Origin of the sequence: Corallococcus sp. CA041A (genome assembly GCF_003612075.1) — a bacterium.
GTDB lineage: Bacteria > Myxococcota > Myxococcia > Myxococcales > Myxococcaceae > Corallococcus > Corallococcus exiguus.
The window spans coordinates 1-26545 of record NZ_RAWF01000002.1 but is presented as its reverse complement, the minus strand read 5'-3'; the positions used below and the strand labels follow the sequence as shown (position 1 = coordinate 26545).

The following is a 26545-nucleotide window of genomic DNA, read 5'->3' as shown; positions in this document are numbered from 1 at the left end:
TGCGCGCTTCACTTCGCGTCCCGGATGGCGAGCAACGCGAAGATGGATTTGAGGTCGTCCGTGCCTGGGACCAGCTCCTCAAGGAGTCTCCCGAGCGGCATCGCTCCCCACTGCACGGCCCGCTTCACCAGATAGGGCGTGGGGCTGTGGGGCTCCGTGCGGAGCAGGTAGTCGGAGGCCTCTGTCAGCCATTGATAGGCTTCAGTCCGGCTCTGGATGGAGCTCCGGGGGGCCACGGGCGGGATGGGCGCGGATGGATCCGGCGGGGACGCAGGGTCGCTCCGGGCCGGGGGCTCCATCAGGTCACTGACCGGCGCCAGCACCGTCCGCAGGTCCTCCAGCGCGCGCCGGAGCTGGCCGAGCAGGGGGCGCTCCTCGTCCAGGTGCGGTGAGAAGACGCTCTCCACCTCCAGCGCCGCGTCGTTCACTTCGCGCAGGGCCTGGCCCAGGGGAGGGTAGAAGGCCGCGGGCGTGGACCGCAGGGCGCTCAGGAAGCCCTGGGCGTCCAGGGGCTGGGAGCCGTCCCGCGCCGGCTCGTCGTCGCGCGACCGCGCTTCATGCTTCTCGCGGTGGAGGATGCGCTCCCAGTCCGCGTAGCAGCAGGCCGTGCCGCTGCCTCCCGTGGGCTGGGAGAGCGGGATGCGCTTGAGCCTCGGGGTCGCGTTCCGGTCGAGCCATTCGAGCACCGAGACGCGAGGGCTGACATCGCCGCCCTCCAGCGCGGGCCAGGCGGTGTCCCAATACCTGTCAGCCAGCGCGGCCAGCAGGCGCAGTCCCTCCGCGAGTCCCTGGAGGCCATGCAGTTCGAGCAGCGCTTCGGTGAGCCAGGCCGCGAGCTGCAGGTCCTTGGATCGCGGCAGCGCCTCCTGGCAGAGCTGGGCCACCTGCCGCCAGTGGGCGTGCTTGAACTGGTCCCGCCCGATGTCCTTCAGCAGCGCGGGATCGTCTTCGCGCCGGGCCTCACGGATGGCGTCGTACGTCAGATCGTGACGCAGGTGGGGGCCCGCTGGAGCGTCTTCGGAGACGGGCGCGAGCAGCTTCTCGAGGTCGAGCAGGGGGGCGCTCATGGCGTGGAGTTCCGGGTCAGTGAGGTGGCGGGTGCACCCGACGGCGCGCGCGTGGGCCAGAGACGGGGCGAGGTGAAGCGGGTCTTGCCCTCCAGGCCGGTGAGGGGAACGCGGAGGAAGGCCACCGCCTGCTCGCAGAGGCGGCTCCGCTTCTCCTCGACACGGATGGCGAAGCGCAGGGTGTGCGGCCGCGGATCCGCGCCGCCGCCGAAGTCCACGGGCCGGCCCTGCTGGGCACGCAGGAGGCGCAGCAGCGCCCAGGTGCCGCCGTACTCGAAGCGCGCGGTCGCGTCCGGGGCTCGCGGGCCGCCGCAGGCCTCTCCGCGAGCAAGGGGCGCGGAAGGGGCGTCCTTCGCCCAGCGCAGCGCCACCTGGAGGGGCTCGCCCGGATGCCACGCGCCCGGCTTGCCCGCGGCCAGCCGTCGTCCGCCCGTCACCAGGCTCCAGGTGATGATCTGGTTGGCGAGCCGCTCCTCGCCCGCGTTGACCCGGGGCTCCAGCTTGAGGCCGTAGCCGGCCAGCCCCTCGTCCTCGTCGAGGAGCAACGGCGCGAGGAAGGCGCGGGTGGCGCGGACCTGCTCGATAAAGGCAAGGGCCTCGGCCGGCAGCGACCGGCGCTCCGGGGCGTCCACCAGGGGCAGCACCTCGTCCAGTGCGAGGAAGAAGGCGCGGACCTCCGGGAGGGCCGCGTCCGGGGCCTCCACCATGTCGGTGGTGAACGGGAAGCGGCCGGCCAGGGTGGTGTTGAAGCGGCGCGCGAGCCGGGCGTAGGACTCTCCCAGTTGATCACTGACGAGCTGGTCGCAGCGGCGAGCCACCAGGCCTTGCAGGCTGGCGCGGCGGGCGAGGAAGAAGTCCTTGCCTGCGTCTCCGGCGGGCGGGAGGCCCTGGAGGCAGTGCTCGCGGGTGACGTCCATCAGGCCCTGCTGGACGAACGACTCCAGCGCCTGGACGGAGTTGCCGGGCACCTGCTGTTCCCAGTCGCGCAGCTCGTCCCCGATGCGGCGCCACTTGAGGAGCAGCGGCGGACGCTCGCTGGTGGCGGACACCTCCCACAGGAGCGACACGGGCAGGGTGGCGTAGTCCCGGGCCAGCGTGGCGGCGCGGGTGCGCTGCGTCTTGAGGTACTGCCCCAGGGCCACGGCGTCCGACACCCCGAAGGCCTCCAGCGCCGCCGGGGACTTGCCCTGCCACCGCGAGAAGCGCGGATCCGGCGCGTAGAGCGTGTCCCGCTCGAAGAGGGCGTCCACGCGCTCCAGCAGGCTTCCTGCCTGGGATGCCAGCAGCTCTCCCAACTCCTGACGTGTGCTGATCAGGAGGAGCTGGTCTCCGAGGTCGCGCAGTTGCCGCAACTTGCCATCCACCTGCTTGAGATTGGCCAGCTCGGCGGCGAGCTGGGACTCGGCCTGGGGCGCGTGGGTGGCGGCCTCGCCGGCGGGCATCGCCTCCAGCTTCCGGGCGCGGAGCAGTTGGACGCTCAGCCGGCGCTCCAACTGCTGGCGGGCCACCTCCGCCACCACCTCGTGCAGCTCGCCGGGGAACGCCGCCAGCCCCTCGGTGAGGAAGCCTTCGTAGAGCTTCGTGAGGCGGAGGGCTTCGTCCAGCGCGGGCTCGGACCAGAAGACGCGGACGGGTCCCTTGGACGAAGCGGGCGGGGGCGCGTCGGGTTCGGCCATGAAGCCCTGGGCGAGCAGCTCCTTCAGCGCCTTCTCCAGGGCGAGCGCGCCCGCGGACAGCTCCAGCTTGCAGCCCTGGTCGTCCCGCGCCAGCAGGGGCCCCGTGGCCCGCGTGGAGAGCGCGCACAGCCGCTCCTTCAGCGCGTCCAGCTCTCCTGTCCACTGGCGCTCCATGTCCGCCGCCGCCGGTTCACCCAGCGCGCGCGACTTGCGCACGGAGTCCAGCAGCCCGGTGAGGGACTTCCCCAGGCCAAGCGGGCCAAGCCAGACGGCCCCGGGCCGGGCCAGCTCCGTCCTCAGACGCTCCAATGCCTGCGCGAGCTCACGGGCCGTCCGCGCCACGGACGGCCCTTCGCCGCCACGTCCCTCCAGTCGGGTGGCCAGGGCGACGCACGCCGCCAGCCGCGCCTCCAGCGGGTTCTCCACGAACAGGCGGCGCGAGAGCTTTCCGGCGAGCGCGGTGGCCCGGCGGGGCGCCGCCTCTTGCAACGACGCCTCGAAGCGGGGCGCGGAGGCCTGCGCGAGCGCTTCTTCGTAGCGCGCGCCGTTCTGGAGGAGCGCGGTGCCAGGGTCGGCATGCAGCAGGTACCGCGCGAGCCCGTCCACCGCCTCCAGCCGCTTGCGCCCGGACTGGCCTTGCAGGGCATTGAACGCATCCACCTGCGCGGTGAAGGTGGCCAGCTCCTGATCCAGCGAGCGCAGCGCCTGGAACTCGGGGGTCTCCTCGGGAGCGAGCAGGCCGTCAGGAAGCGCGGGGTGCTGGACCTCACCATCGAGGATCTGCCGGAGCCTTGTTCCGAGCTCCCGGTGGAGGGTGGGCAGCACCAGGTCCTCGAAGCTGACGCGGAGCGCGTCCTGGAGCTGTCCGGCCAGGGTCGACGCGGGCGTGCCGGGCAGCTTCGCCAGCTCCTGGAGGACCGTCGCCGCGCGGCGGCGTTCAGCCTCCGCGTCCGGCGCTCCCTGGGCTCGCTCCGTGCTCAGGCGGGCCAGACCGGCCATGCCCTCGGCCACGGGCCGCGTGTCACCGCGCAGGCGCTGTTCGAGCGTCCACAGGCCGACGGGCATCAGCACCACGCTCACGGCCAGCGACCACCGCAGCGCCATCAGCGCCCGCTGGTTGCGGCGCTTCTCCGAAGCGGACGGACGGGCCAGGCTGCTTTCAGGGAAGACCTTCTGGTCGAGCAGATGCGTGAGGAAGATGGGGTGCGGCCCGGGCGCGGGCGCTCCGAGGGTTCGCTCCGTGAGCCGCTCGTTCGCGCTGAGGTCCCCGTTGAAGTACACGCCGCGCAACGGCAGGGCCTCGTGGTGGACGCTGGCCCGGAAGATGGGATCCAGCAGGGCGCGCGCCGGCTCGGTCAGCCCCCGCAGCGCGGAGGGGAAGGTGAAGGCCGCGTCGCGCTCCTGCGCGTTCTGTCCTTCCTCGCTGGCGAGCAGCTCGAGCTGCACGCGGGTGAGCGTCCCGTGGAGGCGCTCGAAGGCCTCGGGGATCCATTCGGCGCGCCACGCCGCTTCGAACGGATGCGGGTTGGACCAGCCGAACATCTCGTTCCACATGTCCGAGGGCAGCGCGCGGCAGAAGCTGGCGAACCCGGGGAGGACCTCGGCCTGCGTGAACAGCACGTAGATGGGGAAGCAGACGCCCAGCTCGTCCTGGAGCGTGCGCAGGCCCTTCGCCACCGCGTCCGCCTGCGCGCGGGCCTTCTCGCGGGAGGCGCGGTCCGTCCCCAGCAGCAACGCGGCCGGGAGGGCGAGCACCGCCGCGTCGATGGGGCGCAGGGGCCGGGCGCCGCGAAGCGACTTCAGCGCGGAGCGGAAGGACGGCTCGGCGGACTTCGTCAGCCCCGGCAGGTCGATGACCTGACCCTCGTTGAAGATCCACGCGGTGGGGCGGGTGGGGTCCTGGGGACGCTCAGGCTTGCCGAAGGGCAGGGGGAGTTCGACGCTCTTGAGGAGCGTGGCGCTGTCCGCGTCGGGCGTGCCCACCAGCACGCAGTGGGGCACCGCGTAGGTGGCGCCGCCCTTCTTGGGCGCGAGGAGCCGCGACCACCGCTCCAGCAGGCCCGGTGCCGGCTTCCCGGTGTCCTCGGGAGTCGTGGGGACTTCCGGAGCGGGCTCGGCGACGGGCGCGGGCGTCCGCGGTGGGAGCGGGGTGGGGGCGGCCGTCATGAGCCGCGCCGCCGCCTGCTCCGCCTGGCTCTTCATCCAGAGCCGCACGCCCTGACCGAGCGCGGCGAGCACGACCGGGACGCAGCCCGCGAGGAAGGATTCGAGCGCGCTCATCGCGGCACCTCGCCGTGCGCGAGGATGCGGTCCAGGGAGGCCCGCAGGCCGCGCGTCTCGCGCCGCACGATGACGTTCCCGGCCACGACGCCGAGCCCCACGACCGCGGCCAGCGCGCACGCCCAGGGCCGCAGGGACGCAAGGCGCCGCTCGTGCTTGCCGTCCAACGTGTGCGCGTAGGCCTGGGGCAGCAGCCGGTGGGCGGGTTCGCGCGAGCCCGGCTCCCGCCGGAAGACGAACGCGAAGAGCCGCCGCCGCACCTTGCGGAGCTGGGTGCTCACGTCCCTGTCCCGGAAGCGTCCCTGGAAGCCGAGCGACAGCACCAGCAGGTACACCGCGGCCATCTCCACCCGGGCCGCGTCTGCCTCCCGGAGCAGGACTTCGATGTCGGTGAAGAGCTGGTCCCCCGCGACGTGGGTGCCGAAGAGCTCCTCTTCCAGCAGGGCGCTGCTCCACGCGTCCCGCCCCGGCCAGGCGTGTTGGATCAGCACCTCGTCGGTGAAGGCGGCCAGGACGTAGCGGACCTCCTCCGGTCGGATCTCCTGGGCGTCCTCCTTCCCACGGGAGCGGTGGGAGCCCAGGCGCTCCAGCTTCTCCACCAGCGCCGTGCGAAGCCTCGCGAAGGTGTCGTCCTCGGGCGCGGGCTCGTCGTTGTCGGGGTCGGGCTCCGGGGCCTCCACGAGTGTCTGCTTGAGCCGCAGCAGCTCGCTGAGGAACTCCCGGGCCTGCTCGAGCAGGGGCGCGCGGTGCGGCTGGTACTCGGTGGGAAGGGAGGAGGACATGGCCTGGGCGGTGACGTCAGGAGGGCTTGGTGCGGGGACCGACGAAGAGGGTGAGCTGGGCGGGAGGCGCGAGCGGACGCGGGTGCTCGGGATCGCGCGGGTTCTCCACCGCCAGCGGTTGCCGGGACTCGAGCAGGCCGGGCTCGGGGGTGAGCGAGAACAGGAGCGTGCCGCGCGGCGCGAGCAATCCCCGGCACTGGTTCACCTGCACGCGGGGCACGCCCACGCTGCGCTTCTCGCGCAGGCCCTTGAGCTGGGTTTCAGGGCCGATGCGCGCGCCGCGCATCCAGTCCAGCAGCTGCCGCTCGGTCGTCCCCGGCGTGCCCTGGATGCCAATCACCCACTCGCGGTCCAACCAGTCCGCTTCCACCTGCGTGGAGAAGCGGTCCTGCGATTGCCGCAGGGGGATGGCGGTGAAGAGGTCGGAGACGCCCTGATCGAGGCTCACGCGGATGAAGTCGATGACCGCGTCGAAGGCGGCACCTGGCGACGCGTGCTCGTACCGCTCGAAGCGAGGAGGAATCCGGCTGTGGCCGATGGCGGCCAGCTGCCCGGCGAGCGAACAGAGCCCGAGGTAGAGCGTGAAGGGATGGGGCTCGGTGGCGAGCAGCACCTCGAAGGCGGGGAGTCCCGCCACCAGGTGGTGGAGCAGCCGCTCGCGCTCGTGGACGAGGGCGCGCTCGGTGTCGGCGCTGGCGGTGCGGATGCTGTCGTCCAAACTGGCGGCGCGGCCGTGGAGGTCCTTCGCCAGCTGTGCGCACCTCATCCCAAGGAGCGTGCTCGCGTCCGTGGAGAGGCGAGGGGCTACGTCGCCGTTCACCACGCGGAACTTGTTCTGGACGCACTCGATGGCGACCAGCGGCAGCCGGCTGTAGCCCGGGGTGGCCTCGCCGGCCTGGAGCAGGAGGCGGGGATGGAGCACGGTGAGGTGGGCATCCCCATCGCCCGTGTGCTCATCGCGCACCTGGCCGGTGGGCTGGGCTTCGAAGCGGGCGTAGAGGCCGCTCGTCCCCGAGCGCTTGTCGGCGCTGACCGCCAGGAAGAGGGTCACGGGCTGTTGGCTGGCGCGCTCCCGGAGCGCGCCGAGGTCCAGCGTCAGGCCCGCGGATTTCCTTCCGGCGTCCGTCTTGGGCGGCGGGTAGCGCACCGTGAGGCCGTCCTCGAAAACGGCCTCCAGCTCCTGGACGCGAAAGGCGCCCTCCGCGAGGGCCTGCGCATCGAAGGACAGACGCCGCACGCCCCAGTGGAAGGGATTGAGCAGGCGCAGGTGGTAGCGGAGGGATTCCTCGTGATGGTGGGCCTGCTGCTGGAAGTGCTGCGGCATGAGCAGCATTCCGTCCGACCAGTGGATGGGCGGCGGAATCGTGTCGTCATGGCTCATGGCAGTCCCCCTGGAGCTCGGGCTGGGTCAGGCAGAGGTGGTTCGCGCGGACTTCCAGCTGGAGGGCCCGCTTGGGGTCGAACCGGTAGCGGTGCTCGCCCTCCGCGCTGTAGCCGACGAAGACGAGGCCGCCGGCGGTGTGGGCGGGGACGTAGCGCCGGAACTCCGGGAGCGACTGGTCGGGGACCAGCTCGTAGAACTCCTCGTGGACGTCCGCGGCGTGGTCGCGCAGGAACTGCTCGCGCCCGACGAACCACTGCGTCGCGCCGACGGCGAGCAATTGTTCCAGCACGGCGGGGTCGTAGACGAGGAGCAGGGAGAGCGGGACGGGACTGTTGTCATTGGCGTCCGGCCGCAGGCGGATCTGGACCTTCAGCCCGGTGCCAGACGAGACACAGCTCGTCAGGGAGAGGGCCAGGACGCAGATGGCCAGCGGCCGGCGCTGAAGCCGGCGGTTCATGGTGTCTGTCTTTTCTCAGGGGCCGGGGAGGTGAGTGCGGTCCCGGACACTTCCTGGCAGGAGCAAGGCGCGGGCCAGCGTCACCGCAGGGGAGAGGCACTCACGCGTCGGCAAGAAGTTGCCGGGGATGGGTTGCCCGGCAAGGTCTGCCGGCAAGAAGTTGCCGACGGACCTCGAACTGAGACAGCGGCGAAGGCGGAACCGAAGAATGAGCGCATGTCGCGACTGGATTGGGCCGGCTGCTGCGCCGGACGTTCGTTTTGGACGTCGCCTGGGCCGGCGTGTGCCCAGAGGCGCCTGCACGGCCTCCTCACAGGCTTGGCGCCCAGTCTGCGGGCCCCGTCAGCCGCCTTCTTCGGCTCCTCGGCTTCAGCCCTCTTCCTTAACAGGGCTCTCGTCCCTCCAATGCGCTATGCGTTCCGCAGCGCCTATGGAGTGATGTTCCGCCAGGCCGCCAGCGGCGTGAAGCCGCACCGCGCGTAGAGGCGCAGCGCCGCGGCATTGTCCTCATTCACCACGAGCGTCACTGCCGAGGACTTGCGTAGCAGCCGCCTTGCCAGCGCGCTCACCCCTGCGGTCGCGTAGCCCCGGCTGCGGTGCTCGGGCGAGGTATACACGCCCTCCACTTGGCAACCCCAGCGGGTGCGGAGGCTCACATCCGCCTGGAAGACGAGCTGCCCCTCGCGCTCGAGCACCCACGTGTGTCCGAGCCGCAGCTTCTCCTCCACCCAGACCTGGGCCACGTCCAGGGACTGGCCGTGCTCTTCCCGCCACATCCGCGACAGGTTCTCCCCCACCGCACGCCACTCGGAGCGCCGCGCCCGCCGCAGTCCCATGCAAGGGAACTCTGCCGGGGGCTCGCGCAGCACCATCATCTGCTGGCGGACCGCGTGCGCGGGAGCCACGCCCGGGGCCCATTCCCGCCACAGCGCATCGCAAGCGTCCCGGGGCCCGGAGATCCTGCAGCGCCGGTACAGCGCGCGCAGGTGGGCGCCGAGCCGCTCCGCGGCCGGGATAGGAGCCCCGCCGGGGACGGCGAAGAGCGCTGGCGCCACCAGCACGAGCGCCTCGACGTCGGCTCCCTCCGCGAGGCCGTACCACCCCAGGAGCTCAAGTGGGTGGGCCTCCAGCAACCGCAGCAGGTGCAGGTGGAGGAGGGGGGCGCGCAGCAGCCGCGCCCGCACCGCACTCCGGTGCGCCTCCCCGAGGCGGATGATGCCGAGCCCTTCCATGCGCGAGCTGCCCGGTCCCTAGAGCGGCCTGTTCCCGGGAATGGGAACTTTGAATTCGGGGGTCCCATTCTCGACGCGCTTATCGGTGAGCGGATTCCACCAGGCCGTCAGGCCGGCGGCGCCCTTCGGTTCGTGGTACGCGATTCCGAGCTCGTCGAGCATGTTGCCGCAGTGCATACAGCATGACGCGTTGGCGCAGATGATGCTCCCTGTGAGCAGTCTCTTCGCCTGGTCGATTTCGCATGTTCTCGCGTCAGTCGAGAGGAATCCCAGCATCCCCGAGACAATAATCATCTCGGCGTGATAGCCCGTCCACTCGCCCATGTTCCGGTAGGTTTTGCAGTAGACTCGTGCATCCTTCGGTTTTTTGATGACGCGCAGCTTCATGGGATCCGGGCCCGGTACGAGTATTGGGTAGTTCACCGGGCCGCCCTGCTTAGCCACGAAGAACTTGTCCTCCTGCTTCAAGTAGCCATATGCGGTGGTGTTGGTTCCGGAGCCCTTTGCGCGGTCGCCGAAGTCTCTGATGACCATCGCGTAGAGATTCTCTGCGGAAATCAGGTGAGCAGCGGGGGCAGACAAGAGTGGCTCCTTTTGAATGATGCAGAGAGAAGGTGATGAATGCCGGGGACACCCGGAGTACCAGCGCAGACAACGGGACGCATACCCATTCACGGGTACGTATCTGGTTTGGGGCTGCCCTCTTCTGCCAATGGGCCCCGCGAGAGGGACTAGCACGTGGCATGTCAATCACTGTCAGAGATGGGGACGAGCGAGGAGTCTTGCGCAGCGACAAGCTCTTGCGAGGAAGACTTGTCGGGCAACTCCGCCCTGCAACTTCTTGCCGGAGTCTGCGTCTCCTCTATCCCTCTGAGGACATAGGACGGATAGGGGCGCTGTTGAGGCTGGTGGGCTGATGCAGAGTGGTCGCGGAGGGATGCCGCTCGGGCTGTGCACCGGACCGGTAGAGAGGCCGTGCGGCCGCTTGACGCATCCGCATGGCCACGTCAGGTACGCCGCCACCCATTCGCCTCGATGACTTGAGGACGACTCGGGTTCGAGGTCCGCCGACAACTTCTTGTCGACGGACCTTGGCGGGCAAGCCCTCTCCGGCAACTTCTTGCCGTCCCGTGGAGGTGCCCTCCCCGGAAAGGGCAGGTTCCTTCTCGCCTGTCACGCTGGCCCATTCCCCTAAAGCAGACCCAGGACCACTTCTCGCGCCTGGTGGACGCGGACTGGCTGGACCGTGAGTGGGTGATTGACATCCAGGGCACATCGGGGCCGACCGAACGGCAGTTGCTGGACTGGATGCGCGGAGCCCGCATTGGCCCCGCGGCGCAGCTCAAAGGACTGCGCGAGAAGCGCAGCGTGGGTGTGCCCCGGAACACGCAGCCCCCTGGGCAACGGTCGTGGATGGGCTGCTGAACTTCCGGAAGGAAGCGCCTCCGCGCCCGGTGACCCGTTAGCGCTCCACCTTCTGGCGAACGTGCTCCCACGCGTCCGTATGGGAAAAGGCGTAGCGGGTCTCCTTCGGAGGAAGGCCCGCCTCCAGCCGTGCGCGCAGGATGTTGAGCAGCGCGAGCGCGTCGAGCCGCTTCTGGTCGACGCGACGCTCCGCCACGAAGCGGAGGAAGGCCTCGATCCCGGCCCCATCGAGCCCTGTCTCCCGGGCCTTCTGGAAGAGCGCGGGCCAGCTCCGGTCCGCGTGGAAGAGGCCCTTGGCGAAGGACTCCAGCGTGCGCTGTGTGTCCTCGTCCAGCACGCCTGCGGCCCGTGCGGCCTGAAGCGTCGCGCGGAGGTTGACCATGGCCTCGGAGAACGGCCGGTAGCCGTCCTCGGCGGCGGCGTGCACCACCGCGACCTCGTCATCGTCATCCAGCGCTCCGCTCGCGAAGGCCTTGAAGACCTCCCCCACGCCCTCCATGCCAAAGGCAGACAGCTCCGCGGCACGCAGCGCGCCCATGCTCGCGGCACCGAAGACGTGCACTCCCTGCTTCATGGCCCAGAGGATCTCCTTGTGGGACACCGAGGGCACCCGCTCGAAGTAGCCGTCGATGAGCCCGATGGCCACGGGCTTGCCGAGCGCCGCCCGGTAGAGGTCCCCCTGCGCCGCTGGCGGGAGATAGGTGGCGTCGAGCACGCGGGCGCCTTCAACGGCGGAGAGCGTGGGTCCCGCGAAGATGACGACGTTCATGGCGTGTCCTCCGACAGGCGGCGCCGGGCCCGGGCCCCTGGCACGTAGCCGGGGATGTCATTGAGCGGTTCGAGCCCCGGCACGATGACCCGCACCACCGGGATGCCGAAGGGCGGCCGGGTCAGGTCCACCGCGATGGCCTCCCGGAGCCCCGCCGCCCGCAGGCGTTCGAGCAGGAAGGCCAGGTCCTCCTCCAGCGTGTCGGTCAGCACGTCGGGGGCAGCGTGAAAGCCCTGGCCCGCCGGTTCGGCGCGAAGCCGGTCCCGCATCCGCAGGGCGGCCTCGAACTCCGCGTCCGGCCCGTAGGGCGTCAGGTGGCGCACGTCCTCGCGCGAGCCCGTGATGAGGGTGAGGCGGCTCTGGGCCGCCTCGGTGAGCGCGCGGGAGAGGGCCACGCCCCGGCAGGGATGGCAGCCCATGCCCCCCATGGGCCCAATGGGCCGCTGGGGAGAGGGATCCGCATCCACGATGGTGCAGGAGAACGCCGCCACGCCGACGTCGGAGGTGATGTCCCAGACGCCGACCTCCACCCCGGCCCGTGCGTATTGCCCGAGCAGGGCCTGGCAGCCCGGGTCATCCACGGTGCTCAAGTCCACCCGGCGGCGGTCCCGGGCCTCCTGGCTGGCGCAGCGGAAGAGGGTGGCCGCGTCCCGCTCGATGAGCTCGCAGAGCGCATGGTTCATCGCCTCGAGCGGGTGATTGCCCGAGGCCAGGCCGCTGGAGCTCATCAGGAACGAGCCGCTCCCCGAGGGCAGCGGGAGCGTGAAGTCCATATGGACCATCTCGTAGGGCACCCAGGTGGGGGCCCCGTCGAAGAGGTTCCGGCCCTCCGTCCAGAGCGTGCGGAAGTGACCGTCGAACCGGCTCACGGACAGCGCTGGCAGCCCCATGACGTCCACCATCCGGTGGGTGAACCGCAGCTCGTTGAAGCTGGCGAGCTTGAGGGGCAGGGTGAGGTGCTCGGCGTGATACAGCTCGATGGCCTCCATCAGCCCGGATGCCCGGGCTGCGGCGAGCGTGGCGCCCTTGCCCTGGGAGACGGACAGCGAGCGCGCATTGGGACGGATGACCATCACCACCGGGATGCCGATGGTGTCCAGGCCCGTGACGTTGGCGACACGGGTGATGCCCATCACGGGCAGCAGGCTCCGCACGCGTTCGACCGTCGCCTCCGGTGCGTGGAGCCGGTGCGTGCCCGCGTGGAAGCCCTTGGGAGTCGTCATCAACGGTCGAGCTTGAAGCTCGCGAGATTCAACAGGTAGCAGGTGACGTACGGCTCCGGTTCGGCCACCTGCTTGAGCTTTTGCTGGGCTTCCTTCGCGCCCGTCATGTCCGCCACGATGACATTGTTTTCAATCATGGGCTGGAGGAGGTGATTGGGGTTCACGCTGCCGCCGCTTCCATCCGCGAACATATGCCAATACCTGTTATCCGCGCCGACGATGACCACCGAGCCACAGAAGAAGGTCAGATGCGCGGTCTGGCCCGACTTCATGTCCTGCGCCGTGACATCGATTTGACCGAAGGCCACGCCGTCAACTTCGATAATCTGGTTGTTGGACGATTCTTTCGGCGGAGTGCGGCTGTTCACGAGCTTGGTCGGAGGAGTGCGGCTGTTCACGAGCTTGGGCGGTGAGTAGGACCACTGGATCTTCGCCTCGGGATCGGCATGGAGCACCTTCAGTTGCGCGGTGCTGCCCACCTCCACGTGATGCCTGCCGCCAGCGGTCTTCCTCCGGGGGTTGCCGAGCGGGTCGTGATCAGGCGAGGTGAGCACCTTGAACTGAATGGCCAATTTTCCGTGATGTGGCATCGGGGGCATGCTTCCTTGTGTCTGGGGTTGTGAGGGGGCTACAGATAGCCAGCGCGCTGTGCTGCCTTGAGAACGTGTTGGAGATCCATCCGCTCCTCCTGGGCTTCGCGGATGGCGGAGGTGAGCGGTTCGGGCAGGCGCTGCTGAGTCGTTTGCAGCAGCCGTTCCATCTGCCGCGCGGCCTCCGCCATGCGTGCCTCGCTCACGTTCAGCTGGAGCAGGGGAAGCAGGGCCATCCATTCGAAAGGGTAGACGCGGGAGGTCGTGGCCCAGAGCTGGAGTGCCGCCTCGCACTCCCTCCTTGCCTCATCGGTTCTGCCCTCGCGCAATGCCACCCAACCAAGGTTGGCCCGGGCCGCGCCGACATAGCTCGTCATGTTCCCGGCCTCGGCGGCCCGCAGACTCCGCGTCGCGGCTTCCCTCGTCGCTTCGATGGCGCCCCGCCGCCGGTGGATCTGCGGCAGGTAGGCGAGCCCATACGCCTCCATGGCCACGTCCCCCGTGCGCCGGGCCTGTTCCACCGTCAGGGCCATGCGGGTCGCGGCCTCCTCCAGTGCGCCGTGCCACAGCAGCACGCATGCGAGCACGCACTCCGCCTCGGCTCGCTCCGCGAGGCTGTTCGCGGCCTCGCTGGCCCGCAGGTAGTCCCGGGCGAAGCGCACGGTCTCCTCGGAGACCAGGTAGCGCTCCGCGCGGAGGTTGCGCTGGACGCGCACCTGGAAGAAGCGGGCTCGCTGAAGGGGGGTGCCGTGGCGCTCGACGGCGGGCTGGATGCGCTGGGACAGCTCCTCCATCACGTCCAGCCGCGCCGTCCAGTAGTGCACCGCGAGCTGATCCAGCCGCGCCTGAAGCCACTCGCTCCACCACGCCTCCGCGGCTTCGGAAGGGGTTTCACCCAGGACCTGCTCCGCGGTGAGGTAGGCGGAGAGCGCCGCTTCATGCGCGTGCTCCGTCTCCCAGGCCTTGCCCGTCTTGCGATGCAGGCGCGCAAGGTCCAGGAGGTGCCCGGGCTCGGTGCCCTCCAGGGCCTGGGCATAGGAAGCCCGCGCCTCGCCGTGCCGTCCCACGAGGGCGAGCACGTCCCCGAGCGCCTCGTGGAGCAGCACGGCCCGGAGCTGCTCTCCGGCCTGATGCATCTCGTGGAGCACGGCCTGGTAGAGGCGGATGGCCTCCCCGTTGGCGTACGTGGCCCGCGCCCGCTCCGCCGCGTGGCCCAGGTAGAGGATCGCCTTGTCGTGGAGGCCCGCCTGCGAGAAGTGGTGCCCGAGCTCCGGGAAGAGGTCGGGGACGTCGCGGAAGCGCGACTCCAGCAGGTGCGCCGCGCCCAGGTGGAGCTCGCGCCGCCGCTCCAGCGCCATGCGCCCGTAGGCGATCTCCCGGAACCTGTCGTGGACGAAGCGCAGCCGTCCGGAGGCGGTCTCCTCGATGAGCTGGCGCCTGCGCAGCTCCCCGAGCCCGTCGAGCACCTCCGCCTCCGCGAGCCCGGCCAGGGTGGGCAGCAGCGCGCTGTCGAACTCGCGCCCCAGGACCGAGGCGTGCTCCACCAGCGCCCGCTCGGCGTCGCCCACGAGGGACAGGCGGCGCTCGATGAGCGCGGACAGCGTGTGCGGCAGGAGCAGGTGGCGGGCCAGTCTGTCCGTCGCGGCTCCAGGCCAGCGGAGCTTCCAGGCTCCGTTCCTGTCCCGCACCAGCAGTCCTTCGTCGATGGCCGCGCGCAGGTACTCCGCGACGAAGAAGGGATTGCCGGAGGCGCTGTCCGCCAGGAAGTCCACCAGCTCCGCCGGTGACTCGCGCAAGGCCAGCATCCCGGCCACCAGCGTCCCCACGCTCACCGTGTCGAGCCGGCCGAGCGCAATCCGCCGGATCCCCGGCGAACCCAGGAGCGCGGTGAGCTCGGCGCCGGTCTCCCCCAGGCGGCAGGTGCCCAGGATGAGCAGCCCGGGTTCCCCGCCCCGGTCGGCCAGCGTCTTCAGGAACGCGAGGGAGAGCTCGTCGGCCCATTGCAGGTCGTCGAGGACGAGCAGCACGGGCTGCTCCTCCGTGAGCGCCGCGAACGCCTTGCGCAACGCCTCCAGGATGCGTGGCTGCGCCGCGGCCGGCGGCAGCACCGGGAGCTCCGGCAGGCGCCGCACCCAGGGAAGCTCCGCCAGCGCGGGCTCATAGAGCGCGAGCCACCTGGCGCCGGTGCCCAGCAACCGCTCCGCCTCCGTGTCGCCCCGCTCGCGGCAGCGGTCCGCGGCCCATTGCAGGAACGGGCGGAAGGGATGGAGCGCCACGGCGATCCGTCCCTGCTCCAGGGATGACATGTCCAACAGGGCGCACTGCCCGGTCAGCGTCCTCACCTGACGCTGGGAGGCGAGCAGGGCCACCTCCATGGCGAGCCGCGTCTTGCCCACGCCGCTCTCACCCTCCAGGAGGATGAGCTGTCCGCGCCGCTCCTGGCGCAGTTGATCCAACGCGCTTCCCAGGTCCGCCAGCGGGCCCGCGCGGCCTTCGAGCCCGGGGCGATACAGATAGCTCCTGGGCCGTGGCGTGCCCTCGCGCTCGTCGCCTTCGACACCCAACGTGTCGAGCACGTGGGCCACGTCCTCGGCGTAGCCGAGCCGGGCCTCGGGGCGCTTCTCGAGGAGCCGCAGCACGAGCCATTCGAGCTCTTCCGGGAGGCCTTCGATGTAGCGCGAGGGGGGCGCGGGCGGCTCGTTCAGGTGCTGGAACACGATGGATCCGGCCCACGAGCCGGTGAACGGCGGGCGGCCCACGAGGCACTCATAGAGGATGCAGCCCAGCGCGTAGAGGTCCGCGCGCGCATCCACCAGTTCGCCCCGCAGTTGCTCGGGCGCCATGTAGGCCACGCTGCCCACGACGCGCCCTTCGGCGGCCAGCTCCTCGCGGCTCGCGGCGCCGCTGAACGACGCGGCGATGCCCAGGTCCACGAGCACGGGCCGTCCGTCCTCCCGGATGAAGATGTTCTCCGGCTTGAGGTCCCGGTGGACGAAGCCCTCACCGTGCAGGTGCGCGAGTGGCGCGCAGAGCCTTCGAATCACGGACAGCCGCGCACGGAGCGCGGGCAGGTCCACTCTGGCGCGTTCGATGGGCGTCGCTTGCGCGGGGAGGGTTTCCGCCAGCTCGCCCGTCACGGCGGTTTCCGTGGACGTGGGCAGCCCCGCCCCGGACATGTCCCCAGCGGCGGACCCGAGGTGGCTTCGCAGGGTTCCCCCCTCGAAGAGCTCCATCACGTAGTAGGGCAGGCCCTCCGAGAAACCTTCGTCGAGGATGCGCGCGATGCCCGGATGAGCCAGACGCCGGAGCGCGTGGATCTCCCGGCGGATGCCCGCGAGCAAGGCTTCCGAGGACGCGCGGACCGTCTTGAGGGCCACCGGCACCGCGTGCTCGCGGTGCTCGGCCCGGTACACGACCCCCATCCCGCCCTGGCCCAGGATGCGGGTGACGCGATAGTCCCCGAGCATGACCGGCTCACCCGGCCTTGAGATGAGAGTCATTGGGAGCGCGCTACGGCTTCTTGAGACCCAGGACCTTCATCCGATAGGACAGCGTCCGCACCGGGATGCCCAGACGCTTCGCCGCCTCGGTCCGGTTCCAGCCCGTCGCGATGAGTGCCTCCTGGACGAGCCGCGCCTCGTAGTCCCGCACCCGCTCGCGAGCCGGGTCCGGGGCTTCTTGCCCGGGCCCGGGCACGGGTGGCGCGGCGGGAGGCCGCGGTGCGCCCGCTGCCTGCACTCGCGCTGGCAGGTCGCTGGGGGTGAGCAGCGCACCCCGTGCGACCACGACGGCGCGTTCGATGGCGTTCTTCAGCTCGCGCACGTTCCCGGGCCAGGAGTAGGCCCGCAGCAGCTCCAGCGTCGCGGGCTCGAAGCCCTGGACCGCGCGGCCGTTGCTCTCGTTGGCGAGCCGCAGGAAGCGGTGCACGAGCGGTTCGATTTCATCCTGCCGCTCTCGCAGCGGGGGAATGGCCAGGATGATGGCGTTGAGCCGGTAGTAGAGGTCCTCCCGGAAGCTCCCGGCGGCCACCATGCTCTCGAGGTCCCGGTGCGTCGCCGCGACGACGCGGACGTCGACGGTGAGCTCCTTGCTGGCCCCCACCCGTGAGAAGGCGCCGGTCTCCAGCACGCGCAGCAGCGCCACCTGCGCCGCGAGCGGCATCTCGCCAATCTCATCGAGGAAGACCGTGCCGCCGTGGGCCTCCTCGAAGACGCCTTGCTTCAAGGTCCCCGCGCCGGTGAAGGCCCCGCGCTCGTGACCGAAGAGCGTGCTTTCGACGAGCTCCTTGGGAATGGCGCCGCAGTTGACGCGCACCATCCGCTGGGAGCGCCGGGGGCCCTGCTCGTGAAGCAAGCGCGCCAGCACCTCCTTCCCCGTGCCTGTTTCCCCATGGAGGATGACCGGGACGCGAGAGGCCGAGACCTGGCGCGCGGTCTCCAGCAGCCCGTGCATGGCAGCGCCCGCGACGAGGTCGCCCTGGGCCACGGTGCCGCTGTCGAACCACGGCGCCGTCGAGGTCAGCTCCACGGGCTTCTCAGGCCCGGCCCGGTTGGCGGCCGCGCGCGCCAGCTCGATGAGCTCCTCCACCGTGCCGGCCGCTCCCGGGAAGAGCGCTACGCCCACCACGAGCTGGGGGCTGGAGTCGCGCGGAAGGGCGGCGATGGCGTGCGCGAGGCGCGTCGCGTCCTCGGGGCCGGTCTCCGGGAGCAGGAACTGCACGGCGTCGCTGCCGTAGGGCGCCATCCGGTCCACCGGGCGCAGCAGGCCGTGCACGTGCTCCAACCAACGGTGGACGTGCTCATCAATCGAAGGCGGCGCACCCTGGCCCCGGGCCCGCGCGGCGCGCACCACGAGCAGGGCGAAGGGGCGGTGGAACTGCCGCGCCCGTGCCGCCTCGTCGTCCACGGCCTGCCGGAAGAGCGCATCTCCCTCCAGTCGGAGCGACTGCCCCGAACGGCCCAGCGCGTGGATCCGCGCGGGCAGCCCGCCGAGCCGGAACTCATCACCGACTTCGAGCGAGGCCGTCTGGATGCGCCTGCCGGCGACCCAGGTGCCATTGGTCGAGTCGAGATCCTCCACGGTGATGCGCTGGTCGGAGAGCAGCAGGCGCGCATGGACGCGCGAGAGCCGCCGGTCGTGGATGCGCAGGCCGGAGGGCTCGTCACGGCCGAGGGTCAAGGGAACGTCGGGCGTCAGCAACCCCAGCTCGGCGCCATGCTCGTGGTGGACGACCACGGCGATCCGCTGCGCGTACCCCGCGACCCGCTCCTCGCCTCCACCGTTCGTGATGGGGTCCGTCTTGGTGACGCCTGTCGCCTGACGTCGCTGCCCTGCGTGCATGGCGAAAGTATAGAGGAGATGGGCGGCCGGGCAGACAGGGGCTGGGTAGACCCACAAGGCCGGCGGCTTGCCCACTGTTTCACTGGGAGAGCGCCTCGGAGCATGCTCCTTCCTGGAGACCCCGAATGAGATACCTGCTGCTCCTGATTCCCTTGCTTTCGAGCTGTGCCTCGTCACCCCGAAGTGAAGCCCCTCGGGTTTCAGACGCCGACCGGATCGTCCGGGAGCTTTGCGGCAAACAGATGGCGCTGCTGGGGGAGGAATCCCACCACGGCAGCGCCAGGACCGTGGCCTTCAAGGTGGAGTTGACCCGCAGGCTGGTGGAGGAATGCCAGTACGACGCCTTCTTCATCGAGACGGGCACCTATGACTTCCTCCGCATCCAGACGCTGCTGAAAGCGGGCCAGCCCGTCAGCGATGACACGCTCGCGGCTGCCATTGGCGGGATGTGGGCCAGTCCGGAGATGGCGCCCCTGATTCCTTTTCTAGCCGAGCGGCTCCGGGCGGGAACCCTCGCGGTCGGTGGGATTGATGATCAGATCAACCGGGGCACCTGGGCGACGAAAGAGATGGCGCGTGAGCTCAGCCCCTTGTTCACCGGCCCGCGGCAGGCGGAGTGCGGAGCGGCGCTCGATCGGCACCTGGCCTGGCGGTATGACGAAACCCACCCGTACACGGCGGAGACCGCGAAGGACCTCCTGGGCTGCGCGAAGGAGCTGGAGTCGGCGCTCTCCAGGCCCGAAGCGCCAGCGACACCCGCGCAGTCGCAGATCGCCCGCAATCTGGTGAGGAACTTCACCCGTGAGGCCGCCGCGCGGGCCCGGAAGCAGGCTCAGCCTGATGGGCCCTGGGACTGGGGTCATGACATCGCGCGAGATCGCTCCATGTTCATGAACCTGGAATGGCTCCTGTCCCAGTCCCCCCAGCCCCGGAAAGCCATTGTCTGGACTGCCACCGTTCATGCCGCGAAGGACATGTCGAGCCTGGAGACGGACGACCGGCAGAGGATTCCCTTCGGGTCCTTTGTCCGTGAGCGGTTCGGGGAGCAGTCCTTCGTGCTGGGGTTCTCCGCGAGCTCCGGGAGCCATTCCCTCGGCGCGAGTGCCCGAACGTTTGTCCTCGCCCCCGCGACCCCCGATTCGCTGGAGGCCGAGGCGTTCGCGAACCACACCGGGGACACCCGATATCTGGATGGGCGCCAGCTCCGTGAGTTCGGGCCCAGGGTGGCGCGTCCCCTGAACTACGCCTGGATGAAGGCCCCCTGGGCAACGGTCATGGATGGGCTGCTCATCGTCCGGGAGGAATCCCCCTCGCGCCCGGTGGCCCGCTAACGCCCCTCCGTACGACCGGGCTGTGAACGCGGCCCCATTCCTGCTGTCCGCGCGCACGGTTGAATCGGCATGCGCCTGCTTCCAGCTTCGAGCCTCCGGGGGAGGGGGCTCTCATGCGGCTGGGAAGATGGATGGTGGGAGGGCTGTGGGCGTCTTGCTTCTGCGCGCTCCCAGCCATGGCTCAAGAGGAGGAGAAGCCCACCGGTCCGCAGCTGGAGGTCTTCGGCTTCGCGATGACCGACTCGGGCTACAACTTCGGGACCATCAACCAGGATTGGTTTGACGTCTTGCGGCCCACGAAGCTGCCCTCGTTCGACGGTGAGTTCGGCGGCGAGGGACGCGTGTTCTTCGGCGTCCGGCAGAGCCGGCTCGGCATCAAGAGCTTCCTTCCCACCAAACTGGGCGACCTGAAGGTCCACCTGGAAGCGGAGTTGTTCGGGGTCGGTGACGAAGCGGGCCAGACGACGTTCCGGTTGAGACACGCTTTCGGTGAGCTCGGCCAGTTCGGCGCCGGCCAGACGTGGAGCGGGTTCATGGACCCGGACGTCTTCCCCAACTCCATCGAGTACTGGGGACCCAACGGCATGGTGTTCTTCCGCAACGCCCAGATCCGCTGGCGCCCGCTCCAGGGGCCCGCGCACGAGTTGCACCTGTCCCTCGAAAGTCCGGGCGGCTCGGCGGACGTCGACAACTACTCCCAGCGCATCGAACTGGAGGGCGTCACCTCACGCTTCCCCGCGCCCGACGTGGTGGCCCACTACCGGTACAGCGGCGGCTTCGGTCACGTGCAACTCGCGGGCATCGTGCGGTACCTCCGGTGGGATGACCTGAACGGCGATGCCATCGACCTGGCCGGGGACACCGTGGGGGCGGGCGTCGCCTTGAGCTCGAACCTGAAGCTCCCCTGGAAGAAGGCCGTGCTCCGGCTCCAGGTCGTCTATGGCAAGGCCATTGAGAACTACATGAACGACGCCGGCGCGGACGTCGCCGTCCAGCTGAACCCGGCCGGCTCCGCGAAGCCGGTCGAGGGCGTGGGCCTGAAGATGTTGAGCACGGTCGCCTTCCTGGATTTGACCTGGAGCGAGCTGTTCACCAGCACGATTGGCCATTCGTTCGTCAACGTCGTGAACTCGAATGGCCAGGGCGACACTGCGTTCAGCGCTGGCAATTACGCCCTGGCGAACGTGCTGGTCCATCCGACGGAGGACCTCTTCTTCGGTCCGGAGTTCTCGTGGGGACAACGCCGCAACTTCCGGGGCGGCTACATCTACGATGACTTCCGGCTGCAGTTCTCGATGCAGTACTCGTTCGACCACACGTTCAAGAAGGAGAAGTGACGCCTACCGCGGGGAGGGCCGGGCCGCGGGCCGCTTCGCGACGTGGAAGACGTTGCCGCCCAGGTCCTTCACGATGGACTCGATGGCCCGCTGCGAGCGCACGCTGTTGCCCGCCTCGTCCAGGGGAGGAGCGAACGCGGCCACCGCGTACTTGCCGGGTACCACCGCGACGATGCCGCCTCCCACGCCGCTCTTGGCGGGCACGCCCACGTCGTAGGCCCACGTGCCGGAGTCCTCGTAGAGGCCGGCGGTCATCATCACCGCGAGCGTGTGCGCGGCGACGTCCGGACTCACCACCGCCTTGCCGGTGAGCGGATTGGTGCCGCCCGTGGCGAGCGTGGCGCCCATCGCGGCCAGGTCCTTCACGTTCACCGCCACCGAGCACTGCCGCGTGTAGACGTCGAGCGCCTCCGCCGGACTGCCGGGAATCACTTCATACGCCTTGAGCAGGTCCGCGATGGAGCGGTTGCGGGTGTTGGTCTCCGCCTCGGACTTGTAGATCTGCTGGTCCACGGAGAGGTTGCGTCCCGCGAACGCGCTGAGGTTGTTGATGACGCTGTTCCAGCGCGCGTCCGCGTTGGCGGCCTTCAGGTTCCCCACCGTGGCGATGGCGCCCGCGTTCACCAGGGGATTGCCGGTGGGAGGTTCCTCCTGCTGCTTGTTCCGCTCAATCGCCTCGATGGAGTTGAAGGGGAGGCCGGTGGCGTTCACCCCCAGCTTGTCCTCCATCTTCTGGACTCCCATCTCCGACATCAGCCTGGCCGCCGTGAAGGGCTTGGAGATGGATTGGATGGAGAACGCGTGGTCGGTGTCTCCAACGGAGTAGACCTTCCCGTCCACGGTGAGGATGGCGATGCCGAACAGCTTCGGATCGACCTTGGCGAGCGCCGGGATGTAGTCGGCGTTCTTGCCTTCGGTGACTGCCTTGTTCGCTGAATAGGCCCGCTGCATGGCGGACTGGAACTCCGCGTCGGTGGGGAGCCCGGTCGCGGCCTTTTGTGCCGAAGCGCTCGTCGTGATCGTGATGGCGGCGATCGCCGCCAGGAGAACACTCCAGCGACCCTGGTTGCCTGCGAGCATGGGGGCTCCTCCCGTTGTGAATGCCTTTCACGGCGGAACGTAGTTCTCCATCGACGGTAGGACAGCCTTGGGGGAGGGGGCTTCACGGGCGCCCCTCCGCCCGTCAGACATCGCTCATGCACCCGGGGGCGGCTCTCCCTGGAGGGATGGGCATGCATAGCGTGCGGCTCCCTGCCCGGAGGCTGGCGATGGCTCGATGGTGTCCGTGGTTCGCGCTCGGCCTGCTCCTGGCTTCGGACGCCGTGGCGCAGACCCCCAAGCGGTCCTTCCTCTTCAATGACTCCCACGTGCACCTGACCAACTATGTCCAGGAGGGCTGCGACATCCGCCACATGCTGCGCGTGATGGGAGACAAGGTCGGACGGGCCACGCTGTTCGGCATCCCCTTGCAGCAGCAGTGGTCCTACCGCGTGTCAGGGAGCGCCGCGCCCACCTACTACCTGCAGACCGATGCGCCGCTCTACTACTACTCCTTCACGGATGCGTTCATCGCGAACGCGTACCTGTCCCTGCCGAAGGAACAGCGCGCGCGCTTCGAGCCGATGATCACCGGCTTCAACCCGACGGACATGTACGCGGCGGATCACATCCGGCGGGTGCTCACGGTCTATCCCGGCGTGTTCAGCGGCATTGGCGAGTTCACCATCCACAAGGAGTTCGTCTCCTCGAAGGTCGCGGGCGAGGTCGCCAGCCTGACCGACCCTGCTCTCGACCGCCTCCTGGACTTCGCCGGTGAGGTGGGCCTGGTGGTGCTCCTGCACAACGACCTGGACGCTCCCTTCGCGGAAGAGGGGTCGACGCCGGTCCACCTGGAGCAGATCAAGGCCCTGTTCAAGCGGCATCCGAAGACGACCATCATCTGGGCGCACGTCGGTGTCGGCCGGGTGGTGCGTCCGGTGGAACACCACATCGAGTTGATAGAGGGGATCCTGGCGGACCCGGACCTTCGGCACGTGTCCATGGACATCTCCTGGTCCGAGGTCGCCAAGTACGCGGTGGCCACTCCGGAGACCGCACGAAGGGTGGCGGAGACGATCAACCGGTATCCGGAGCGCTTCCTCTTCGGCACCGATGAGGTCTCGCCCGGGACCCAGTCCAAGTACCTGCGCGTCTACACGCAGTATGCGCCCATGCTGGAGATGCTGACCCCGGAGGCCCGCGCGAAGCTGCTCCAGGGCAACTTCGCGCGGCTCTTCGACGCGGCCCGGCTCAAGGTCCGCGCGTGGGAGCGCTCTCAACGACCCCCCGCTGCTTCTCCCTGAGCGCGCCATGTCCCCGCACTTCCGTCGACGCTGTCTCGCGACCCTGCTGGCGCTGCTCGCCGGTGCGCTGGCACTCCTTCCCTTGCGCGCCATGGCCCAGGATGATGCCGCGGTCACTCCTCCGGCGGACACGACCCCCGTGGATGACCAGGACCTGGAGCCCGCGGAGAACACCGTCGCTGGCGAGTTCACGCCGGCCCGGGGCTTTCAACTGCTGAAGACCGACTGGGGCAGCCTGAACATCAGCCTCTATGGGTTGGTGCGCTATGTGAATCAACTCCCGGGGAATCAGATCTTCATCGACCATCTGGGACGCGAGCACGAGGTCAAGACCCGCAACGACATCAACTGGCACCGCACGATGATCTGGTTCTCGGGCTTCGCGCTGCATCCGCGCCTGAGCTACACGGTGACCGTCTGGTCGCTGCCCACCACGCAGCAGACGCTGGCCTTCGGCAACCTGCAGTTCAAGTTCAACAAGGCCCTCACGCTGGGCGCCGGAATCGGCCCCACGCTCACCTCGCGTTCGATGCAGGGCTCCCATCCGTTCTGGGCTTCCAGCGACCGGCAGATGGGCGAGGAGTTCTTTCGCGGCGGGTTCTCCTCCGCGGTGTGGCTGAAGGGCGAGCCCCTCTCACGGTTCTTCTACACGGTCTCCTTGAACACGAACCTGAGCCAGCTGGGCATCACCGCCACCAATGACTCGCGCGACCTGGCCTACAGCGCTTCCATTTCGTGGATGCCCACCACCGGCGAGTATGGCCTGCGGGGGGGCCTGGCGGACTTCGAGGAGCACCCGCGGGTGGCGACGCGCTTCGGAATCTCCGCCGCGCATGCGCGGGAGGACCGGGCGAACCAGCTGGGCTCACCTCCCAACGAGACGCAGATCCGCCTCTCCGATGGGCTGCTGGCTTTCGAGGAGGGCGCGCTCGCGGATGGCGTGACGGTCCAGAAGCTCAACTACCAGGTGCTGGCTTTCGACGTCGGGGCGAAGTACCGGGGCTTCACGTTCCAGGGGGAGTACTTCTTCCGGCGGCTCTCGAACTTCCTGGCCACCGGGCCATTGCCGCAGGACTCCATCTTCGACCAGGGCTTCTTCGCCCAGGCCATGTACATGGTCGTCCCGAAATACGTGGGCGTGTACTCCTCCGGCTCGCTGGTGTTCGATGAGTTCGACCGCAGGCCCTGGGAGCTGTCGGGCGGCGTCAGCGTGTTTCCCATGGCCGCGCGCAGTTGGCGGTTGAACCTGCACTTCATCTACGTCCAGCGCAGCCCCACCGGGTCCAGCTTCGGCTTCTATACCGCTGGGCAGACGGGGCCGACCCTCTCGGTGGGCACCGACATCCTGCTCTGACGACGGTGCGTCGCGGCGTCAGAGAATGCTCTTACCGAGCTCCAGCATCACCTCGATGAAGCGCCGGTCGGCGAGGAGCAGGGGCACCATGGGGGCCATGGCCGCGGCGACGACGGCCAGCGCGGCGCGGATGTCCACCGGGAACCAGCGCATGCCGCGCGCCGTGGTGAAGGACGTATTCAGGTCTGTTTGTGAGGAGAACTCGGGCGCGCCCAGCGGGTTCAGCCCCTCCGGTAGCTCGCGGTGGAACCACCGCTGCTCGAAACGCCGCGAGTGCCAGGCCGCCACGCCCGAGTAGGCATGGTCCCCCCTTCGCTTCGCCAGCAGGAGCTGACGGAAGAAGAACATCAGCGGCGAGAAGACGACGGTAAGGCAGATGATCGAGAAGGCGGCCAGGTGAATGGCGTAGCCGGTGAAGTTCGCGGTGGAGGCGTGCGCCAGACGCTGCGCGGTGAGCGTGGCGGACAACGCGAGGACGATGACCGAGAAGCTTGCCTGGCAGGTGCCCAGGAAGCCCATTCCGCCCGCCGAGTCCGGATGGGTGGGCACGAGAGAGAGCGGCAGCCTGGAGACCTTGAACAGGAAGATCGCCCACAGGATCCCCCGCCACAGCCAGCGAAGGAGCACGAACCGGATGATCGGCATGCTCACCGCGAGGTACCACCACCCGGCCGGGGTGAGCGGGCCCCCGGGCTCCGCATGGAGCCAGTCCGGACGGTTCGGCAGGTAGGGCACGTGCAAGAAGGACGGGGCGAAGGAGACGACCAGCAACCCGGCCTCGATGACGCCGCTTCGCCGCCCCCGCGCCGCGTCGCGAGCAATGGCCTCGTAGCGGGGCAGGTGCTTCGCATCAATCAGCTCCGCGATGACGAAATGGCGCACGGCCGCCGCGAGGCGCCTGTCGATGTATCCATCGGCCGCGATGAGCAGCGGCAGGGACACCAGGAACTCGACATGGGTCGCCACGTTGCGCAGGAAGGCGTGTGCCAGCGGCCCGCCCTCCAGGAGAGACAGGACGAGGAGCGGCAGCCAGCTCACCAGCATCAGGCTGGCGACGCGCACGGGCATCGAGACCCGGTCGAGACGGGGGAAGCGGTGCCGCCGGTCGAGTGATGTTCCCTGGACCAGCGAGAAGTCGAGCAGCGAGGCGGGGACGTCCATGGCAATCCAAAAGCTGTGCCGTGGGTGCGTCTCCTGCCAGTCGGCGAAGCAACCAGGCCGTGCGAAGGCAGGTCACCCGCCTCGCTGACGCGGGCATGCAGCCGTTCATCCGTTTCCGTCCTGGCCAGGCCGCCTTCGCCTTTGTCCGGCGACGGCTACGGCCTGCGGGCCTGCTCTTGCGACGGCAGGCCCAGGGCGGTCGCCAGTTCGGTGAGCTTCGCCTGCACCTTGCGCATGTTCTCCGGGCCCATGCGCAGCAGGTGCTTCTCCGCCGCACCCAGCGCTTCCAGGTTCGGATCCGCGTAGACGTAGAGCGCGCCCTTCGGCGTGAGCTCCGGAGGCGTCTTGGGGACGGAGACCCGGGTGAGACGCCCGATGGCCTGCGACAGGGTCGCATCCAGGCTCCGGCCCGGCGGGGCCAGCTCCGCGTGGGCGGCGTCCAGCAGCGGCTTGAGCTCCTGATACACCTGTCCCGCCTTCTTCGCGTCCAGCGAGGTGATGACGCGGGCCACGCCGTCGTAACGGGTATGGCTTTCCGGCGCCGCCACCGTGTGGCCATGACGCTTTGTCACGAGGAAGGTCCCGGTGGGCGCCATGAAGGACAGCGGCATGCGCGGGCTCTGGCCTTCGGCGACCAGGTTCACGGACGCGGCGAAGCGGCGGGCCAGGTCCTCGGAGGACAGCCAGCGCGCGTAGTCCGCGTCGCTGGAGAGTCCCTTCAACTGCTCCCTCACGCGAGCGTCGGTGCCGGAGAGCTGCACCGCCGGGGGCGGAGGCGGCGCTGGAGGCGTGGGC

At 69.5% G+C, this 26545-nt stretch carries 20 protein-coding genes; 5 read left to right on the top strand and 15 right to left on the bottom strand.

Annotated features, from left to right (window positions below):
* Nucleotides 1-8: 8 nt before the first annotated feature.
* From tssA to D7V77_RS00505, 7 genes are all read right to left on the bottom strand, one after another.
* Complete coding sequence (gene tssA / locus D7V77_RS00535; RefSeq protein WP_120574299.1) at nucleotides 9-1067, bottom strand: type VI secretion system protein TssA; 1059 nt, start codon at nucleotides 1065-1067, stop codon at nucleotides 9-11.
* A complete protein-coding gene (locus tag D7V77_RS00530) occupies nucleotides 1064-5023 on the bottom strand; it encodes a type VI secretion system protein (protein ID WP_120574298.1) in 3960 nt (1319 codons plus the stop codon). Before D7V77_RS00530 ends, tssA begins: the two co-directional genes overlap by 4 nt.
* On the bottom strand, nucleotides 5020-5805 hold the full coding sequence (locus D7V77_RS00525) for a DotU family type IV/VI secretion system protein (RefSeq protein WP_120574297.1): 786 nt from the start codon (nucleotides 5803-5805) through the stop codon (nucleotides 5020-5022). Before D7V77_RS00525 ends, D7V77_RS00530 begins: the two co-directional genes overlap by 4 nt.
* Nucleotides 5806-5821: 16 nt before the next feature.
* A complete protein-coding gene (gene tssK / locus D7V77_RS00520) occupies nucleotides 5822-7186 on the bottom strand; it encodes a type VI secretion system baseplate subunit TssK (RefSeq protein WP_120574296.1) in 1365 nt (454 codons plus the stop codon).
* The gene (locus D7V77_RS00515; RefSeq protein WP_120574295.1) at nucleotides 7176-7646 is read right to left on the bottom strand and encodes a hypothetical protein; all 471 of its coding nucleotides are present in this window, start codon (nucleotides 7644-7646) and stop codon (nucleotides 7176-7178) included. Before D7V77_RS00515 ends, tssK begins: the two co-directional genes overlap by 11 nt.
* Before the next feature lie 428 nt (nucleotides 7647-8074).
* The gene (locus D7V77_RS00510; RefSeq protein ID WP_120574294.1) at nucleotides 8075-8878 is read right to left on the bottom strand and encodes a GNAT family N-acetyltransferase; all 804 of its coding nucleotides are present in this window, start codon (nucleotides 8876-8878) and stop codon (nucleotides 8075-8077) included.
* A gap of 18 nt (nucleotides 8879-8896) precedes the next feature.
* Nucleotides 8897-9460 carry a hypothetical protein gene (locus D7V77_RS00505; protein WP_147451937.1) on the bottom strand — a complete coding sequence of 188 codons (564 nt, stop codon included), beginning with the start codon at nucleotides 9458-9460 and terminating at the stop codon, nucleotides 8897-8899.
* Nucleotides 9461-10102: 642 nt separating this feature from the next.
* Here D7V77_RS00505 and D7V77_RS00500 point away from each other — a divergent pair.
* Nucleotides 10103-10303, top strand: a complete 201-nt coding sequence (locus D7V77_RS00500; protein ID WP_120574292.1) for a hypothetical protein — start codon at nucleotides 10103-10105, stop codon at nucleotides 10301-10303.
* 37 nt (nucleotides 10304-10340) lie between these two features.
* Here the strand turns inward: D7V77_RS00500 and D7V77_RS00495 are convergent, their stop codons facing one another.
* The 5 genes from D7V77_RS00495 to D7V77_RS00475 are packed head-to-tail and all read right to left on the bottom strand — an operon-like array spanning nucleotide 10341 to nucleotide 18225.
* Nucleotides 10341-11072, bottom strand: a complete 732-nt coding sequence (locus D7V77_RS00495; RefSeq protein ID WP_120574291.1) for a TfuA-like protein — start codon at nucleotides 11070-11072, stop codon at nucleotides 10341-10343.
* The gene (locus tag D7V77_RS00490; protein WP_120574290.1) at nucleotides 11069-12295 is read right to left on the bottom strand and encodes a YcaO-like family protein; all 1227 of its coding nucleotides are present in this window, start codon (nucleotides 12293-12295) and stop codon (nucleotides 11069-11071) included. The genes D7V77_RS00495 and D7V77_RS00490 overlap by 4 nt, the downstream gene beginning before the upstream one ends.
* On the bottom strand, nucleotides 12295-12885 hold the full coding sequence (locus tag D7V77_RS00485) for a hypothetical protein (protein ID WP_147451936.1): 591 nt from the start codon (nucleotides 12883-12885) through the stop codon (nucleotides 12295-12297). Before D7V77_RS00485 ends, D7V77_RS00490 begins: the two co-directional genes overlap by 1 nt.
* A gap of 38 nt (nucleotides 12886-12923) precedes the next feature.
* Nucleotides 12924-16352 (bottom strand): serine/threonine-protein kinase PknK, encoded by a 3429-nt coding sequence (locus tag D7V77_RS00480; protein ID WP_158624239.1) that lies wholly within the window; start codon nucleotides 16350-16352, stop codon nucleotides 12924-12926.
* A gap of 43 nt (nucleotides 16353-16395) precedes the next feature.
* Nucleotides 16396-18225, bottom strand: coding sequence for a sigma 54-interacting transcriptional regulator (locus tag D7V77_RS00475; protein ID WP_120574287.1), 1830 nt, complete (start codon nucleotides 18223-18225; stop codon nucleotides 16396-16398).
* Nucleotides 18226-18467: 242 nt separating this feature from the next.
* On the opposite strand from D7V77_RS00475, the gene D7V77_RS00470 reads away from it, so the two are divergent.
* Together D7V77_RS00470 and D7V77_RS00465 are read left to right on the top strand one after the other, a co-directional pair.
* Complete coding sequence (locus D7V77_RS00470; protein ID WP_233596544.1) at nucleotides 18468-19556, top strand: erythromycin esterase family protein; 1089 nt, start codon at nucleotides 18468-18470, stop codon at nucleotides 19554-19556.
* Between the two features lie 113 nt (nucleotides 19557-19669).
* Nucleotides 19670-20893: a DcaP family trimeric outer membrane transporter gene (locus D7V77_RS00465; RefSeq protein ID WP_199733712.1), complete on the top strand. Its 1224-nt coding sequence runs from the start codon at nucleotides 19670-19672 to the stop codon at nucleotides 20891-20893.
* A 3-nt stretch (nucleotides 20894-20896) separates the two neighbouring features.
* Here D7V77_RS00465 and glsA read toward each other — a convergent pair whose 3' ends face one another.
* Nucleotides 20897-21973: a glutaminase A gene (gene glsA / locus D7V77_RS00460; protein ID WP_120574284.1), complete on the bottom strand. Its 1077-nt coding sequence runs from the start codon at nucleotides 21971-21973 to the stop codon at nucleotides 20897-20899.
* A 188-nt stretch (nucleotides 21974-22161) separates the two neighbouring features.
* Here glsA and D7V77_RS00455 point away from each other — a divergent pair, with 188 nt between their 5' ends.
* Both D7V77_RS00455 and D7V77_RS00450 read left to right on the top strand, forming a co-directional pair.
* Entirely contained in the window at nucleotides 22162-23235 is a 1074-nt protein-coding gene (locus tag D7V77_RS00455) for an amidohydrolase family protein (RefSeq protein ID WP_120574283.1), read from the top strand.
* A 7-nt stretch (nucleotides 23236-23242) separates the two neighbouring features.
* A complete protein-coding gene (locus D7V77_RS00450) occupies nucleotides 23243-24589 on the top strand; it encodes a hypothetical protein (protein ID WP_120574282.1) in 1347 nt (448 codons plus the stop codon).
* An 18-nt stretch (nucleotides 24590-24607) separates the two neighbouring features.
* Here D7V77_RS00450 and D7V77_RS00445 read toward each other — a convergent pair whose 3' ends face one another.
* Nucleotides 24608-25750: a hypothetical protein gene (locus D7V77_RS00445; protein ID WP_120574281.1), complete on the bottom strand. Its 1143-nt coding sequence runs from the start codon at nucleotides 25748-25750 to the stop codon at nucleotides 24608-24610.
* Between the two features lie 155 nt (nucleotides 25751-25905).
* Nucleotides 25906-26545: DUF3014 domain-containing protein (locus D7V77_RS00440; RefSeq protein ID WP_120574366.1), on the bottom strand; the 640-nt coding region annotated here is incomplete at its 5' end.

Excerpts from the sequence above, each read along its gene's own strand:
- tssA (WP_120574299.1), bottom strand. The coding sequence starts at position 1,067 with ATGAGCGCCCCCCTGCTCGACCTCGAGAAGCTGCTCGCGCCCGTCTCC.
- D7V77_RS00530 (WP_120574298.1), bottom strand. The coding sequence starts at position 5,023 with ATGAGCGCGCTCGAATCCTTCCTCGCGGGCTGCGTCCCGGTCGTGCTC.
- D7V77_RS00525 (WP_120574297.1), bottom strand. The coding sequence starts at position 5,805 with ATGTCCTCCTCCCTTCCCACCGAGTACCAGCCGCACCGCGCGCCCCTG.
- tssK (WP_120574296.1), bottom strand. The coding sequence starts at position 7,186 with ATGAGCCATGACGACACGATTCCGCCGCCCATCCACTGGTCGGACGGA.
- D7V77_RS00515 (WP_120574295.1), bottom strand. The coding sequence starts at position 7,646 with ATGAACCGCCGGCTTCAGCGCCGGCCGCTGGCCATCTGCGTCCTGGCC.
- D7V77_RS00510 (WP_120574294.1), bottom strand. The coding sequence starts at position 8,878 with ATGGAAGGGCTCGGCATCATCCGCCTCGGGGAGGCGCACCGGAGTGCG.
- D7V77_RS00495 (WP_120574291.1), bottom strand. The coding sequence starts at position 11,072 with ATGAACGTCGTCATCTTCGCGGGACCCACGCTCTCCGCCGTTGAAGGC.
- D7V77_RS00490 (WP_120574290.1), bottom strand. The coding sequence starts at position 12,295 with ATGACGACTCCCAAGGGCTTCCACGCGGGCACGCACCGGCTCCACGCA.
- D7V77_RS00485 (WP_147451936.1), bottom strand. The coding sequence starts at position 12,885 with ATGCCACATCACGGAAAATTGGCCATTCAGTTCAAGGTGCTCACCTCG.
- D7V77_RS00480 (WP_158624239.1), bottom strand. The coding sequence starts at position 16,352 with ATGCTCGGGGACTATCGCGTCACCCGCATCCTGGGCCAGGGCGGGATG.
- D7V77_RS00475 (WP_120574287.1), bottom strand. The coding sequence starts at position 18,225 with ATGCACGCAGGGCAGCGACGTCAGGCGACAGGCGTCACCAAGACGGAC.
- D7V77_RS00470 (WP_233596544.1), top strand. The coding sequence starts at position 18,468 with ATGGCGCTGCTGGGGGAGGAATCCCACCACGGCAGCGCCAGGACCGTG.
- D7V77_RS00465 (WP_199733712.1), top strand. The coding sequence starts at position 19,670 with ATGCGGCTGGGAAGATGGATGGTGGGAGGGCTGTGGGCGTCTTGCTTC.
- glsA (WP_120574284.1), bottom strand. The coding sequence starts at position 21,973 with ATGCTCGCAGGCAACCAGGGTCGCTGGAGTGTTCTCCTGGCGGCGATC.
- D7V77_RS00455 (WP_120574283.1), top strand. The coding sequence starts at position 22,162 with ATGGCTCGATGGTGTCCGTGGTTCGCGCTCGGCCTGCTCCTGGCTTCG.
- D7V77_RS00450 (WP_120574282.1), top strand. The coding sequence starts at position 23,243 with ATGTCCCCGCACTTCCGTCGACGCTGTCTCGCGACCCTGCTGGCGCTG.
- D7V77_RS00445 (WP_120574281.1), bottom strand. The coding sequence starts at position 25,750 with ATGGACGTCCCCGCCTCGCTGCTCGACTTCTCGCTGGTCCAGGGAACA.